The 13,970-nt window shown below is 70.4% G+C and carries 14 protein-coding genes; 8 read left to right on the top strand and 6 right to left on the bottom strand.

Annotated features, from left to right (window positions below):
• Positions 1 to 367: 367 nt before the first annotated feature.
• The 3 genes from NBZ85_RS16720 to NBZ85_RS16730 form a co-directional block, all read right to left on the bottom strand.
• Positions 368 to 640: a cytochrome d ubiquinol oxidase subunit II gene (locus tag NBZ85_RS16720; protein ID WP_261557631.1), complete on the bottom strand. Its 273-nt coding sequence runs from the start codon at positions 638 to 640 to the stop codon at positions 368 to 370.
• A 409-nt stretch (positions 641 to 1,049) separates the two neighbouring features.
• Positions 1,050 to 2,006 carry an alpha/beta hydrolase family protein gene (locus tag NBZ85_RS16725; RefSeq protein ID WP_261557627.1) on the bottom strand — a complete coding sequence of 319 codons (957 nt, stop codon included), beginning with the start codon at positions 2,004 to 2,006 and terminating at the stop codon, positions 1,050 to 1,052.
• 42 nt (positions 2,007 to 2,048) lie between these two features.
• On the bottom strand, positions 2,049 to 2,669 hold the full coding sequence (locus tag NBZ85_RS16730) for an FMN-dependent NADH-azoreductase (RefSeq protein WP_261557626.1): 621 nt from the start codon (positions 2,667 to 2,669) through the stop codon (positions 2,049 to 2,051).
• Positions 2,670 to 2,737: 68 nt separating this feature from the next.
• On the opposite strand from NBZ85_RS16730, the gene NBZ85_RS16735 reads away from it, so the two are divergent.
• Positions 2,738 to 3,208, top strand: a complete 471-nt coding sequence (locus NBZ85_RS16735; protein ID WP_261557625.1) for a MarR family transcriptional regulator — start codon at positions 2,738 to 2,740, stop codon at positions 3,206 to 3,208.
• Positions 3,209 to 3,491: 283 nt separating this feature from the next.
• Positions 3,492 to 3,611 carry a Rieske 2Fe-2S domain-containing protein gene (locus tag NBZ85_RS33200; RefSeq protein WP_368861396.1) on the top strand — a complete coding sequence of 40 codons (120 nt, stop codon included), beginning with the start codon at positions 3,492 to 3,494 and terminating at the stop codon, positions 3,609 to 3,611.
• A 482-nt stretch (positions 3,612 to 4,093) separates the two neighbouring features.
• On the opposite strand, the gene NBZ85_RS16740 is transcribed toward NBZ85_RS33200, so the two are convergent.
• Together NBZ85_RS16740 and NBZ85_RS16745 are read right to left on the bottom strand one after the other, a co-directional pair.
• Positions 4,094 to 4,420: a hypothetical protein gene (locus tag NBZ85_RS16740; protein ID WP_261557622.1), complete on the bottom strand. Its 327-nt coding sequence runs from the start codon at positions 4,418 to 4,420 to the stop codon at positions 4,094 to 4,096.
• A 22-nt stretch (positions 4,421 to 4,442) separates the two neighbouring features.
• Positions 4,443 to 5,318 (bottom strand): SAM-dependent methyltransferase, encoded by an 876-nt coding sequence (locus NBZ85_RS16745; protein WP_261562194.1) that lies wholly within the window; start codon positions 5,316 to 5,318, stop codon positions 4,443 to 4,445.
• A 324-nt stretch (positions 5,319 to 5,642) separates the two neighbouring features.
• On the opposite strand from NBZ85_RS16745, the gene NBZ85_RS16750 reads away from it, so the two are divergent.
• The gene (locus tag NBZ85_RS16750) at positions 5,643 to 6,683 is read left to right on the top strand and encodes a DUF7064 domain-containing protein (RefSeq protein WP_261562195.1); all 1,041 of its coding nucleotides are present in this window, start codon (positions 5,643 to 5,645) and stop codon (positions 6,681 to 6,683) included.
• A gap of 23 nt (positions 6,684 to 6,706) precedes the next feature.
• Positions 6,707 to 7,345: a TetR/AcrR family transcriptional regulator gene (locus tag NBZ85_RS16755; RefSeq protein ID WP_205447082.1), complete on the top strand. Its 639-nt coding sequence runs from the start codon at positions 6,707 to 6,709 to the stop codon at positions 7,343 to 7,345.
• Here NBZ85_RS16755 and NBZ85_RS16760 read toward each other — a convergent pair.
• Positions 7,313 to 8,494, bottom strand: a complete 1,182-nt coding sequence (locus NBZ85_RS16760) for an epoxide hydrolase family protein (protein WP_261557618.1) — start codon at positions 8,492 to 8,494, stop codon at positions 7,313 to 7,315. The genes NBZ85_RS16755 and NBZ85_RS16760 overlap by 33 nt on opposite strands.
• A gap of 478 nt (positions 8,495 to 8,972) precedes the next feature.
• On the opposite strand from NBZ85_RS16760, the gene NBZ85_RS16765 reads away from it, so the two are divergent.
• From NBZ85_RS16765 to NBZ85_RS16780, 4 genes are all read left to right on the top strand, one after another.
• The gene (locus NBZ85_RS16765) at positions 8,973 to 10,124 is read left to right on the top strand and encodes a phosphotransferase family protein (protein WP_261557617.1); all 1,152 of its coding nucleotides are present in this window, start codon (positions 8,973 to 8,975) and stop codon (positions 10,122 to 10,124) included.
• Positions 10,125 to 10,271: 147 nt separating this feature from the next.
• Positions 10,272 to 11,420: a thiolase C-terminal domain-containing protein gene (locus NBZ85_RS16770; RefSeq protein ID WP_261557616.1), complete on the top strand. Its 1,149-nt coding sequence runs from the start codon at positions 10,272 to 10,274 to the stop codon at positions 11,418 to 11,420.
• Positions 11,417 to 11,878 (top strand): Zn-ribbon domain-containing OB-fold protein, encoded by a 462-nt coding sequence (locus tag NBZ85_RS16775; RefSeq protein WP_261557614.1) that lies wholly within the window; start codon positions 11,417 to 11,419, stop codon positions 11,876 to 11,878. Before NBZ85_RS16770 ends, NBZ85_RS16775 begins: the two co-directional genes overlap by 4 nt.
• Positions 11,879 to 11,971: 93 nt before the next feature.
• Entirely contained in the window at positions 11,972 to 12,910 is a 939-nt protein-coding gene (locus NBZ85_RS16780; RefSeq protein WP_261557612.1) for an NADP-dependent oxidoreductase, read from the top strand.
• Positions 12,911 to 13,970: the final 1,060 nt, after the last annotated feature.

The raw sequence follows: 13,970 nt of genomic DNA on the forward strand, positions 1-13,970 counted from the left end.
ACTTCTTCTCCAGAACGACGTTGCGACCCTTCGGGCCGAGCGTGACCTTGACCGCATCGGCCAGCTGGTTCATGCCGCGCTCCAGGCCGCGCCGTGCCTCCTCGTCGAAGGCAATGATCTTCGGCATATGGGTGAATCCTCCTGAGGCTCAAGCCTGCGGGGAGGAGTGCCGGCCGCCAGCGGGGCCCAGCAACGAAAACGATGGGCCGAGTCATGGGCCCAGGCACCCGTCGCGCCAGAGGTTGGCACTCGACCTTACCGAGTGCTAATCCCTGTATAGCCCTCGCCGTCTCGGAATGCAACGACGCTGCCACACCGCGAGATCGTCCACCGGCCGGTGCGGTCCCCGGCACAGGCGACGTGGCGGTCAGCTGTGGTGGGCGTCCGAGGTGTCGGGGCGGGAGAACAGCCGGAACAGCACGAACATCGACAGCACGATCACGGCCATGCCGAGCCCGGTCGCGATGAGCATGGCGACCAGGGTGGCTTCGGGTGCCGCGGCCGAGGCGACCGTGGCGTGCCCGACCACCAGGTCCGGGTACTGGGCCGCCGCCCAGCCCCACAGCACCCCGGCGACGGCCAGGCCGGCGACGATCCGCGCGGCGGTGGAGCCGGCCGCCAGCACCAGCCCCCCTGCCACGGTCAACGCACCATGCCGATCACTCCGCCTGCCTGGATCATCCGGACCCCCCTCCGTCACCCGCGCTGACCAAGCCAACCGATCTTCTACGGCTCGTCGAAAGTTCTACCAGCCGGAGAATGGGCCCTCCGGACGCAGAGCGCGCCGGGTCGGCTTCCGGACGGTTCCGCAGGGGGAGAACGGTGGTCGGCGCACGCGGACGGCAGGCTTGGCCAGGCCTCGGTCAGCGAGCGGGCTGGCGGTACTCGAAAACTCAGGAGCCGTACCCTCGGCGTACCTGTACTCGACAAGTTCCGACACGTCGGCGAGCAACTGATCCGGCTCGGTGAGGCTGTCTACTACGGCCCCGGCGGGCAGCACCGGCATCGTGCGGTGGTTCTGGAACCAGGCCCATTCCTTCCTTGGCACGTCACTTGGATTCGATTCGACCCAGTGGATTACCACTCGCCGACAGAGCTTCGCACGCCGCCGGCCAGTTGGAATCCTCAAGGTCGAGCGCATGGCGAAGGTAAGCCGACGTGAGCCGCTGGATCAGGGCGACTCGTTCGGGGTTGTCGTCCGTCGTTTCCCTGGCCTCGTGGCCGGGGATTCCGCCAAGCGAGTGTTCCGCTCCGAACAGGGTCAGCAGGCTCTTGCTGCCCGGACTCAGGAAGTATGGGTCGGCGGACCAGTCCGGTCCCCGCACGGACAGGGCGGACTGGTCCCTGTCCCCCGCGACCACGAGAGCCGGCGTGGTCATCTGCGCGAAGCTGGGGTTCAGGTAGGGGAAGTGCTCGGCGGCGAACGGTGTCAGGTCCGCTCCGCCCCGTCCGGCCGTGGCGAGTAGCACGCCTGCTTTGATGCGCGCGTCGGACAGGTCATCTCCCTTGCCCTCCGGCTCCCTGCCGTCCGGATCGAGGACGCGCAGGCCCAGCAGAATTCCAGCCGTCTGGCCGCCGAAGGAGTGTCCGGCTGCGGCGATGCGGCTTCGATCGAGGCGCCCGCTCAGGCCGGGAACGGCGGCCTCCAGGAGATCGAGATGGTCGAGGATGCGCTTCATGTCCTCGACTCGGAAACGCCAGATCCGTGGTGTGCGGGGATCGTCGGGAGGAAGGTTCAGCGTCCTTGAGTCGAGATGCGTGGGTTGGATGACCACGAAGCCGTGAGCAGCCCAGAAGTCCGCCAGCGGGCCGTAGCCGTCCAACGACGAGCCAAAGCCGTGCGAGAAGACGATGATGGGCAGTTCGCGCCCGGTCGTCGGCGCGGACACTCTCACTCGTAGGTCGTCGCCACGGTCCGGTGCCGATAGCACCACCGGCTTCACCGAGACGATCGGCGAGGATGCGCTGATGGCTACGCCCGTGACCGCCATTCGTGATTCGGCCATGGTGGATCCTCCTTTCAGCTGTCTGCGGTTGATCCGATCGGGTCAGGCGGCGAGCGTGTCGATGGCGCGCATGCCGTCGGCGAGGCTCCGGTCGGCATCGGCACCGAGGTCGAGCGGGATCATCGCCGGGGACTCCCTCGCGAGGGTGAGCTCGACGGTGATGAAGGCGGGGTCGGTGACGCCGAGCGGCTCGAACGCGTGGCGCAGCCAGGGTTCGCGGTGGTCCCAGCCGTGCCGCGGCGTGCCGGGGCCGTAGCCACCGCCGCTCGCCATCACGAAGACGAACCGCTTGTCGCCGAGCCTTCCCATCGTGCGGTCGGGCGAGATGACCCGGTCGAGCCATGCCATGAACCTGCTCGGCGGCCCGAAGTTGTAGAGCGGGAGCCCGATCACGACGGTGTCGGCGGCGACCAGCTCGTCGATGAGCGCCTCGCCGTACACCCGTGCGGCGACCTGCTCCGGGGTGCGATCCGCCGGTGGGACGAACAGCGAGGTGTAGGCGGTCTCGTCGAGGTGAGGGATCTCGTCTGCCACGAGGTCGCGGTAGGTGACGGTGCCGCCAGGGTGCGCGGCGCGCCACTGCTGGGCGAAGTACGCGGACAGCGTGCGGCTGCGGGACCCCTGGGTCCGCAGGGACGAGTCGAGATGTAGAAGGTGGCTCATGGATAGATGTTGTATCACCAATGATTTGTGCTGCACAAATTGATGCGTGGGCGGGCTACGATCTCTGTATGACGCAGCGGCCGACCGGGGTGGACCTGCAGCTCGTGCCGCTGCTCGACTACCTGGCCCGGGTCGGGCGCCGCGCCGCCGAGAACACCCCCGGCGTGCTGCGCCCGCGGTACGTCATCGTGCTGAAGCTGCTGCGCGAGCAGGGACCCGTCGGACAGCAGGGGCTGGCAGAAGCGCTGAGCCTGGACCCCAGCAACGTGGTTGCGCTGCTCAACGAGCTCGAGGAGCGCGAGCTGGTCACCCGCCGCCGCGACCCGGCGGATCGCCGCCGCCACATCGTCGAACTCTCCGCCAAGGGGGCCGACGAGCTCGCCCTGGCATCGCGCCACCTCGGCCTGATCGAGGACGAACTGTTCGCGGCGCTCAGCGCCGAGGAGCGCCAGACCCTGCACGGCCTGCTCACCCGCGCGGTCGGCGCGGCGTTCAAGCCGTGCAGCGCGGCCGAGGTGCCGCCGGACTGCCTCGCCTGAGCGCAGCCCCCCTGGCCTACCCAGCACAGAAACGTGCGGTGGCCGGCCTGGACACCTGGCACCATTCGCTGCATCTCGACCTGTGGTTCTGGCATCCGACGCTGTGGTGGCATCCCCCGGCGGGGGTCGACGTCGCGGCGTCCCTGCCGCAGACGCTGCCCTGGCTGTGCGCCACCTGCCGCCTGCCCTGCTGCCTGCCCACGCGTAGCTCCGACGGCCGTTGGCGAGTCCGCAACGCCTCCCTGCGCGACGGCCGTACCGTCCGGCGCTTCTGCTCGGCGACGTGCCGCGACATCTGGCGGGCTGCCCCCACCAGGCCTCCGAACTCGACGAAGGCGACTTCGACGGCGAGACGATCGTCTGCGCGCGCCACCTGTGGGAAATCGAGATCCGACCCACCTGACCACATCAGCCGCCGCCCAGCCAAGGCGCCCACGATCACCGACTCGGCGTGTACTCAGTCGTTGAAAGTACCGGCGACGCCTCATCCACCACCGTGCTATCACCGGGCGGGGCACACCTTCCGGCATTGTGACGAGATCCCCCGCAAATTGGGGTGAATTCTCGTGGATATCCGCCAGGCGGTGCGTGCACCGTCCGTCGCCCCCTTCTCGCGCGCCCCTCGTGTCCGTCAGGGGCCGGCATGGGTGAACGGCATCCACGGTGAACGGCATCCACATCGCGGGAAATTCGCGATAGGTCTCCCGTAGCTTGTCGACAGCCAGGGCCAGGGCTCGCGCGGATCCCTCCGGTGTGAACCCGCCGGCGCCAGTCAGTTCGGCGTTCTGCTGGTCGGCGGCCACCACAAGGTCGTCCGGGGACCCGCCATTCCCGCTCGCCCCCGGCCGGGATCGAGCAGCGGGACGCGGCAGCGCGTGGCCGACGTCAACGGTGGGCAGGGTCCACCGCGCCCGCGCGGAGCACCAGCGTGATCTCGACGTCCGCGGGATCGCCGGCATGCTCGGCGTGCGCCGCCAACGCCAGCCCGAGCCGGAACAGGCGTGTCGTCAGCAGCGGATGCCCGGTCGGCACGGCGACTACCGAACGTTCGGCCATCGTGATCGACTGTGCGAGGCCCGCCGGGTCGACGGCCAGCTCGAAGCGTGCCCGCAGCGCCGCCGAGAGCGTTCGTGATCGGACGCGCCTGCCGATGTCGGTCATCATCGACGGCCGGTGCTCGTAGTCCGCGGTCCCACGAATCGCCTCGGGCACCGCGTGAAGACCTGCGGGGAGGCTATGGCTTCCTGGCAATGCCGCCGTAGACGCTGACCTGGGCGTCGGTGAGGTTGGCAGGGTCGGGGCCGGTCGGGCGCCAGCGGTGGACCAGCTCGACGCCCGGATCGATCAGCTCCAGGCCACCGAACAGACCCTCCACCTCGGCGCGGCTGCGTAGCCGCACGGTGATCCCCTGCGCGGCGTAGGCGGCGACGAGCTGGTCCCCGGCCGGGTTGTAGTCGGCGGTGCCGTTGGTGAGGATCAGGTAACTGCCCGACGGCAGCGCGTCGACGAGACGACCGATGATGCCGTGCGGATCATCGGTATCCGGGACGAAATGGAACAGTGCGATCATCGACAGCGCGACGGGCCGGGTCAGGTCGAGGGTCTCGCGCAGCTCCGGGGCGGCCAGGATGCTCTGCGGGTCGTGGAGATCGGCGTCGAGATAGGCGGTCCGCCCCTGAGGGGTGCTGGCCAGCAGCGCGCGAGCGTGGGCCAGGACGATCGGATCGTTGTCGGCATAGACGACCCGCGCATCAGGGACGACGGCCTGGGCGATCTCATGCACGTTCGGGCTGGTGGGAATGCCCGTACCGATGTCGAGGAACTGCCGGATCCCAGCCTCCCCGGCAAGGTGGCGAATCGCCCGCACCATGAACGCACGATTCTGCCGGGCCGCAAGCGAGGCATTCGGGAAGGCGGCACTCGCCTGCTCCGCAGCCACCCGGTCAGCCGGAAAATTGTCCTTCCCACCCAGAAAGTAGTCGTAGATCCGAGCCGTATGCGGCCTGTCCGTCCTCAGATCGATCGACGGATGCTCCTCGGCCAGCGACCTCCACCACGACCCGACCTCCACCAGCCCACCATCCGCATCCGCATCCGGGTCCACTGCCACCAGCCCTCCCAAATCAGTTCAATGCCCAGAAATCACCTTATCTGCGACCATTTTCATGCCGTATCGAAGGGTGGATTGGGCGTGCGGGTGACGGTCAGCGGTGACGGGCCGTGTCGGCGGTTCGGGTCGGCGGTTCGGGTCGCGCCCGGCTCTCGGGGCCATTTCCCGGGCGGTGGCGGGCGTCCGATTCCCGGGCGGTGGCGGGCGTCCGACCCAAACCTGGCAGTACTGTGCCAGAATTTGCGGAGTCGCCGTGCCACAGAGAGGATCGGACGTGGCCTCCACGCCTCCCCCGACGCCCCGCAGTTCCGCCCGAGGTTCCCGATGAGCACCCTGCGCGGCGAGCCCCGCGTCGAGGATCTGTCCGCCGGTCTGCCGCCCGAGCGCGAGCAGGTCGTCGCGTCCTGCCCGCCCGTGCCGGCCTGGACCGAGAACCTCCTGTTCACCCCCTACGACCCGACCCACAACATCGGCATGTGGCTGCACCTGGGCACCGTGGCCGACGCCTGGGAGCTGTGGGAGGACCGCGCGCTCGTCACGTTGCCGGACGACGAGGGCGTGCTGTCGATGTGGGCCTACCACCGCACCGACCCGGCGCGCCGCCCGGCCGGTGCCAACCTGCGCTTCGAGTGCCTGGAGCCGTTCCAGCGCTGGCGGGTCGCCTTCGACGGCTTCTGCCTGCGCACGCCGCAGGAGAGCATGCGCACCGGCCTCATCCGCGACGGCGAGAAGGTCCGTCTGCAGCTCGACCTGGACATCGAGTGCGCGACGCCCGTGTGGGACGCGCACTCCGCGGCCGCGGCGGCGACCGGCCGCGGCGGCATGGACCAGCAGCAGTGGGCGAAGGAGCACTACGAGCAGCTCTACCGGGCCCGCGGCACGGTGCGCTGGGGCCGGCGCGAGGTCACCTTCGACGGCACGGGCTGGCGTGACCATTCTCGGGGCCCGCGCGGGGACGACTCGGTCAACGGCTGGGGCGGGCACGTCATCGCCGGCTGCCTGTTCCCGGGCAGCGGCCGCGCCTTCGGGCTGTCCCGCTACTGGTCGACCGACGGAACGGTGACGCTGGAGGGTGGCTACGTCGTCGAAGCCGGCGAGCTGAGGCATGCCCGGGTGGTCGACGTGCCCGGGCTCGACGGGCTGGTCGCCAGCGGCGAGGTGCTGCCGTTCGGCCTCGCCTGGCAGGATCGGCGCCTGGAGCTGACCGCGACCACCCGAACCGGGCTGTGGACCACGTTTGCCGGCGGCCTGCCCTACGGCGTTGCCTCCCCCGGCCGGGCGTACGCTGTCAACTGGGCGTCCTGCGACTGGGACGGCGACGTGGGCCATGTCTACGTCGAGCGCTCTGACCTGCGGGCCCGCTAGCTGTCGGAGACGAGGGGGGCCCGGTGGACGGCACGCCGGTGCGCGACGGCGCGCAGCCGGTGCGGGCCCGCCCCGCCGCGTGGTCCGAGCACAAGGCCCGGGTTCGCCGAGCGCTTGTCGACGCCGCGCTGGAGCTGTTCGCCGAGCAGGGCTACGAGTCCACCTCCACCGAGCAGGTCGCCGCTCGCGCCGGCGTCTCGCCCCGGACCTTCTTCCGCTACTTCGCGACGAAGGAGTCGGTGCTCTTCTTCGGCGAGGACGACTACTTCCGTTCCTTCGTCGGCGTGTACCTGGCCCAGCCGGAGTCGCTGAGCGAGTTCCAGGCGATGCGGGCCGCCTTTGTCACGCTCGCGCCCGGCGTGGCCCGCCTGCGGGAGCGGATCAGGCTTTACCACGTCGCCGTCGCCTCGTCGTTCCTGCTGCGCGGCAAGGAACACGACAACCAGCAGGGCAATCTGGCGCTCGTCGCACGGGCGGTCGCCACCCGTCGCGGCCTCGTGCAGCCCGACGAGAGCTGCGAGCTGCTGGCCGCGATCGGGATCCTGGCCGAACAGCGCGCGATGCAGCGCTGGCTGCAGGGCGCGCCGTCGCGCAGCCTCGGGTCCTACGTCACCGCCGAGTTCGCCACGCTAGCCGATCTCATGGCCCCCGCCGCGCAGTGAGCGGAAGAACGCTCGGACGTCCTCGGCGAACAGCTCCGGTTGCTCCAGCGCGGCGAAGTGGCCGCCGCGGGGCAGTTCGTGCCAGTACCGCAGGTCGTAGTGCGCCTCGACGCAGCGCCGGGGCGGCGTGAAGATCTCCCTCGGGTAGACCGCGACCCCCGTCGGCACGGTGACCGGCCGGTCCGGGGCGTCGAACAGGCCGGCCCGCATCGACTCGCGGTAGAGGCGCACCGACGAGCCGATCGTGCCGGTCACCCAGTAGGTGGTGATATTGGTGAGCAGATCGTCGCGGCTGATCGCCTTCTCCACGTCGCCGTCGCAGTCGCTCCAGGCCCGGAACTTCTCGACGATCCAGCCGGCCAGGCCCGCGGGCGAGTCGGCCAGGCCGTGGGCAAGCGTCTGCGGCTTGGTGCCCTGGATGGCCTGATAGCCGGTCTCGGTCTGGGTGAAGCGCGCAACGCTGTCCATCGCGGCGCGCTCGGTGGCGCTCAGCGCCGCCATGGTGGCCTCGTCGGGCGGCGGCGCCAGGACCAGGTTGAGATGGATGGCCAGCAGCCGGTCCGGATGGTGCGCGCCGAGGAGGCTGGCGGCGATCCCACCCCAGTCGCCGCCCTGGGCGGCGAAGCGCTGATAGCCCAGTCGGGCCATCAGCTCGACGAGGGCGTCGGCCGCCCGACGGATGTGCCAGCCACCCTCGCGGGTCGGCCCGGACCAGCCGTATCCCGGCAGGGACGGGCAGACGACATGGAACGCCTCGGCGGGGTCGCCGCCGTGGGCGGGCGGGTCGACCAACCGGTCGATGACGTCGAGGAACTCGATGACCGATCCGGGCCAGCCGTGGATGAGCAGCAGCGGCACGGCGCCGGGATGTGGCGACCGAGCGTGAATGGCGTGGACGGGCGTTCCGTCGACGGTGGTGAGAACGTGCGGCCACCGATTGATCCGGGCCTCGGCGGCCCGCCAGTCGAAACCGTCCGCCCAGTATTCGCACAGGTCCCGCAGGTAGGCCAGATCGGTGCCGTATTCCCAGCCTGTTCCGGGAATCTGCTCGGTCCAGCGGGTGCGCCGCAACCGGTCGCCCAGATCGTCGAGAACGGCCTGATCCGTGCGGACCGTGAACGGCTGCGGTGAGGAATCGGTCTGCGGCATCGCGGCGCACCTCCTGTTTCCCCGAATGCGGCCCGACGGGGACCACCGGCCAGCCGCGGAGGCGCGCCGGATCGCCACTCGGCGTCGGTCATTTTCTGGCATCTGACTGCCAGCGCTGGAGAGAGGATCGGACTCGGGATCTCCCGACTATGAACGACGACACCGGGCCGCGCAAGGGATCAAACCGGAAGGCCTTTACCGAGGTCAGGGCCGGGTAAGCCGAGCCCTCCCGCATGGACGATCAGGCATTGACTCTGACAGTTCACTGCCATACAGTGCGTCGGCATCATCGCCGGCCGTCGGGTCCGCCGCGATCCCGCCGCCCGCCGGTCGGCGCAGGTGATGACCGTTCCCGCGACCAGCCGATTGGCGGGCGTTCCGGTCCGACACGACATCCGCGGGCGACGGTGGCTCCTTTGTGGTGTTCGGCGAGAAATCTCGCCGAACACGTATTCGTCCCCGCCGCGAGGAGGACACGTTGCCGGAGGTAACGAACGCCAGCTACATCGAATCCGGGCTGCCGACCCGGGACCGCCAGCGCGATCCGGAAAAGACGCGGCGGGCGCTAGAGTCCTGGTTTTCGGCGACCCTGCCGCACCGGTCCGATCTGCGCGTCACCGCGGTGACGCTGCCCAGGACCGGCGGGGTGGCCAACGAGACGCTGCTGTGCGAGACGAGCTGGACCGAGGCGGGGGTGGCCCGCTCGGCGGGCTACGTCGTGCGGGTCAACTCCCCCGACTTCCTGTACAGGGACGCCGACCTCACCGTCCACGCCGAGATGTACCGGGTGCTGGGCCGCGAGCCGGGCATCCCGGTCCCCGCGGTCGTCGGCATGGAGACGGACACCAGCGTCCTGGGCCAGTCCTTCTTCGTCATGGAACGCGTCGAGGGTCGCGTGCCCGGGGACACCCCGCCGTTCCACACCACCGGCTGGGTGCACGACCTGGCCCCGAGCGATCGCGCCGTGCTGTGGCGCAACGCGGTCGAGGTCATGGCCCGGCTGCACCAGGTCGATCCGGCGAAGGTGGCGTTCCTCGACCGTCCGCGCCTCGGCCCCGACGGCCTGCGCCAGGATCTCGCGCACTGGTTCGACGTCGCGTCCTGGGTAGCGCGGGGGCGCACCGATCCGGTGATCACCGCGGCCGAGCGGTGGCTGCGCGCGCACGTCCCGCCCACCCACGTCACCGCCCTGGCCTGGGGCGACTCCCGGCTGCCGAACCTGATGTTCCGTGGGCTCGACGTGGCGGCGGTCTTCGACTGGGACATGGTGTGCCTGGCCGGCGCCGAATCGGACCTCGCCTGGTGGACGGTCATGGACTACAGCAGCACGGAGTCGATCGGCGTCGAGCGATTACCGGGCATCGGCAGCCCGGTGCAGACCGTGCGCCGATGGCAGGAACTCGTCGGCCGCGACGCCGCGAACCTGGACTTCCACCTCGTCTACGCGTCCTACCGGCTGGCCGTGATCATGCAGCGGCTGAGCGACCTGTACGGGGCGACGGGTGCGATGACGCCGGAGACGATCGAGGAGCTGCGCACCAACAACTTCGGGCAGCAGTACCTCGTCCAGATTCTCGACCTTCCGCACCCGCACCCGGTCACCCTGACCTGGCCGGGCCTGGAGATCTGAGGCCGCCGCGCCAGTACCAGGGCTGGAGCAGGGCTGGACCCCACCGGCGCGCGCGGCTACGATTCTGGCAGTCCAATGTCAGAAACTCGCGGCGAGGCAGCGGCGTCGGCGTTGCGTCGAGACGTGGGAACGCGGCGAGGAGGGACAGTGAGTCGTTCGTTAGAGGGCGCGGCCGTCGTCGGGATCGGGCGGTCGCCGTTCGTGCGCTCCTCGGGGCGCACCACGCTGTCGATGGCCGCGCAGGCCGCGCGGGAGGCGCTCGCAGACTGCGGGCTCACCGCCGCGGACGTCGACGGCTTCACCTGTTACTCGACGGGCGACAGCGCCGGCCCGAGCCAGGTCGCCCATGCCATCGGGGTCGACGATCTCGGGTGGAGCCTGAGCGTCCTGGGCGGCGGCAACATCGTCACCTCGACCGTCGCAGGTGCCGCCGCGGCGGTCCTGTCCGGCCAGGCGGAGGTGGTCGTCGTCTACCGAGTGCTCGGCTCGCAGACCCGGTACGGCCGGGCGCTGGAACGGATCGAGGTCGACGGCGAGGGGCAGTTCGCGGGGCCGCACGGCTACCTCGTGCCGCCCCAGTGGTTCGCGATGTTCTGCCGTCGCCACCAGTACGAGTACGGGTCCACCGCGGCGGACCTGGGCGCCATCGCGGTGCAGGAACGCGACCACGCGGTGCGCAACCCGCACGCGGTGGCCCGCTCCCCCATCACCCTCGACGACTATCTGAACAGCCGGTGGATCAGCGAGCCGTTCCGGCTGTTCGACTGCTGCTACGAGATCGACGGCGCGGTAGCCATCGTGGTGACCAGCGCCGAGCGGGCGGCGGACCTGCCGCACCGCCCCGTCCACCTCCTCGGCGCCGCCGACAGCAACCGCTTCGGCGGCTCGGTCGACCAGTGGGACGACCTGAGCTGCATGTACTCCCGGGACACCGCACCCCGGCTGTGGTCGCGCACCGGGCTGCAACCCGCCGACATCGACGTCGCCTGCATGTACGACTGCTTCACCTTCACCGTGATGGCGACCTTCGAGGACTTCGGGTTCTGCGCCAAGGGCGAGGTGGGCGACTACTTCCGCGCCGGCCGGGCCACCTACGGCGGCGACGTCGTCGTCAACCCGCACGGCGGGCTGCTGTCCGAGGGTTACATCCACGGCCTGAACCATCATTACGAGGCGGTCCTGCAACTGCGCGGGGAGGCCGGGGACCGGCAGGTGAGCGGCGCCGAGACGGCGCTGGTCACGTCCGGGGCCGGTCCCTTCGGCGGCGCTCTCGTCTACGGGACGGCGGCGGCATGACCACGACGCACGAGGAGCGCCCCAGCGTGGGGGCCGATCCGCTCAGCCTCCCGCCGCAGCCGGTGCCGGACGCGGTGACCGCTCCCTTCTGGGCGGCCCTGGCCGAGGGTCGGCTCGCCATGTGCCGCTGCGGGGACTGCGGGCTGTGGCTGCAACCACCGCTCGAACGCTGCCGGCGGTGCGCGGGGCCGACCCGGTTCGCCGACGTCGCCGGCACCGGCACCGTCTACTCCTTCATCGTCCAGCACCGGGCGACCGTGCCCGGCTACCTCGACGACCTGCCCTACGTGGTGGCTCTGGTCGAACTCGACGAGCAGGCCGGCCTGCGCCTGCCCGCCCGGATCGTCGGCGTCGACCCGGCGCAGGTGCGCTGCGGGCTGCGGGTGCGGGCGGAGTTCGCCGACCTGCCCGGCGGCGACTTCACCGTCGCGGTCTTCCGCCCGGTGGACGGCCTCTGACCCGGCCGGCCCGGCTTATCGCATCGATGAAAGAGTTTGGGGGCGCACGGTGGATCGCGCGCGCGTGGATCTGCGGCGATAGTGTCGGCTGACATGAGAGCCGTGGGAGTGGTCGAGTTCGGTGGGCCGGAGGCCCTGCGCATTGTGGACGTACCTGAGCGGCATGCCGGCCCGGGCGAGGTCCGGATCCGGTCCGCCGCCGCCACCGTGAGCCCGACGGACACCTTCACCCGCAACGGCAACCGGGCGAAATGGCTGTCCAAATGGGCGCCGCCGTACGTGCCGGGAATGGATGTCGCCGGCGTCCTCGACGAGATCGGCGAGGGGGTGTCGACGGATCTCGCAATCGGCGACCACGTGATGGCGATCGTCATCCCCGCCGCGTCGAACGGCGGCTACGCCGAGCAGGTGGTGGTGCCCGCCGAGTCCGTCGCGCGGGTCCCCGCGGGCGTCGACGACGTGGTCGCCTCCACGCTGCCGATGAACGGGCTCACCGCGCGGCTGGCGCTCGACCTGCTGGGTCTCACCGCCGGCCAGACGCTGGCAGTGACGGGGGCGGCAGGCTGCTTCGGCGGCTACACCGTCCAGCTTGCCAAGGCCGACGGGCTGCGCGTCGTCGCCGACGCCTCCGAGGCCGACACCGAGCTCGTCCGGGCGCTCGGCGCCGACCTCGTGGTGCGCCGCGGCGACGACGTCGCGCAGCGGATCCGGGCGGCGGTGCCCGCCGGGGTGGACGGGCTGGCGGACGGCTCGATCCAGAACGACGCCCTGCTCGGCGCGATCCGTGACGGCGGCGGGTTCGCCGCCGTCCGCCCGTTCCAGGGCGAGACCGAGCGTGGCATCACAATCCATAACGTGTGGGTGCGCACCTATGCGCGCGAGCAGGCCAAACTCGACCGGCTGCGCCAGCTCGTCGAGGAGGGCGCCGTCACCCTGCGGGTGGCGAAGGCGATTCCGGCCGAGCAGGCCGCCGAAGCACACCGCATCCTGGAGAAGGGCGGCACCCGCGGCCGGCTCGTGCTGACCTGGTGAGCCGCGGGTTCGGCGCGCGAAAACAGCCGGACGACGTTCGGCCATCACTCTGACGACGCCGAACTGCAGCGATGGCGGTCCGGCGCCCCGGAGGTGGCCGTCATTTCGAGGTAGGGTTCCGCCGAGGCGTAAACCGGCGGCAGGGACCGGCGGGAGCAGCGTCGAGGGCAGGCACCGTGGTCGGCCAACGTCCTGGTGAGGTGGTTCGCCGGGATCACACCGTTCGAACTACAACCCAATCGCAGGCCACGCCCGAATCTGCCGGCGACCACATCGAATTGACATACACTGCCTGTGCGCAACAGCAGCGGCACCGGTAGCCAATTCTCCCCCGCTAACAAAACAGATCGTCTTTGATCAATGCCAATTACGCGAAACTCTCATAGGGTGGTTGTGCACAGTCGGGGCCTCAACCGTGTCGCCACAGGTGAGCGGAGCTGGGCCTGAGCCTCTCCGCTCACGGCGAGAGAGACCCAGCGCGGCCAGCTGAACATTACGGTGCGTAGCCATCGGCCGGACACGGTGTTCCCGTTTCCGGCGGGCACGGAACCCGCTGATCATGCGCAACTCATTCGCGTGCGGCCGCAACAGCTTGTTGCACTCTGTCCCGGATACGCCCAGCACGGTGTGATGTGTCCACCGGCGGACGCGCAGCCCGCTTCCCAGCTACCGAGGCGAGGAGGACACCTGATGATGTCGACGGGATCCTCCTCCTGGGATGTCGGATTCCGCCGAGGGTGGCTGCCCCGCCCGCACTCGATCACCCACTGCGATGGGCGGATCGCCGCGCGGGTCTTCATGGGCGGTGAGGCACACCGGGAGAGGACCACAGGCACCGCACGCACAGGTCCTCTCCCGGACCCTGCCCGCATGCCGGGCACCAGCACCGAACGCGCGCACCGGGTCTGCATCCGCCGGTCATCCGCCGGTACGGGCCCGACCACCTCATCTCCCACCCCCGCATCGGGCCTGCGATGGGCCGCGTGCGGCCCCCGGTGGACCGTTGCCGCGGGCGGACTGGCCAGGACGGGAGACGAACCCATGGACGGGCGGGTGGGAC

The organism is Frankia tisae, from assembly GCF_025403405.1.
Taxonomy (GTDB): Bacteria; Actinomycetota; Actinomycetes; order Frankiales; family Frankiaceae; genus Frankia; species Frankia tisai.

Excerpts from the sequence above, each read along its gene's own strand:
- NBZ85_RS16780 (WP_261557612.1), top strand. The coding sequence starts at position 11,972 with ATGAGAGCCGTGGGAGTGGTCGAGTTCGGTGGGCCGGAGGCCCTGCGC.
- NBZ85_RS16775 (WP_261557614.1), top strand. The coding sequence starts at position 11,417 with ATGACCACGACGCACGAGGAGCGCCCCAGCGTGGGGGCCGATCCGCTC.
- NBZ85_RS16735 (WP_261557625.1), top strand. The coding sequence starts at position 2,738 with ATGACGCAGCGGCCGACCGGGGTGGACCTGCAGCTCGTGCCGCTGCTC.
- NBZ85_RS16760 (WP_261557618.1), bottom strand. The coding sequence starts at position 8,494 with ATGCCGCAGACCGATTCCTCACCGCAGCCGTTCACGGTCCGCACGGAT.
- NBZ85_RS16730 (WP_261557626.1), bottom strand. The coding sequence starts at position 2,669 with ATGAGCCACCTTCTACATCTCGACTCGTCCCTGCGGACCCAGGGGTCC.
- NBZ85_RS16725 (WP_261557627.1), bottom strand. The coding sequence starts at position 2,006 with ATGGCCGAATCACGAATGGCGGTCACGGGCGTAGCCATCAGCGCATCC.
- NBZ85_RS16750 (WP_261562195.1), top strand. The coding sequence starts at position 5,643 with ATGAGCACCCTGCGCGGCGAGCCCCGCGTCGAGGATCTGTCCGCCGGT.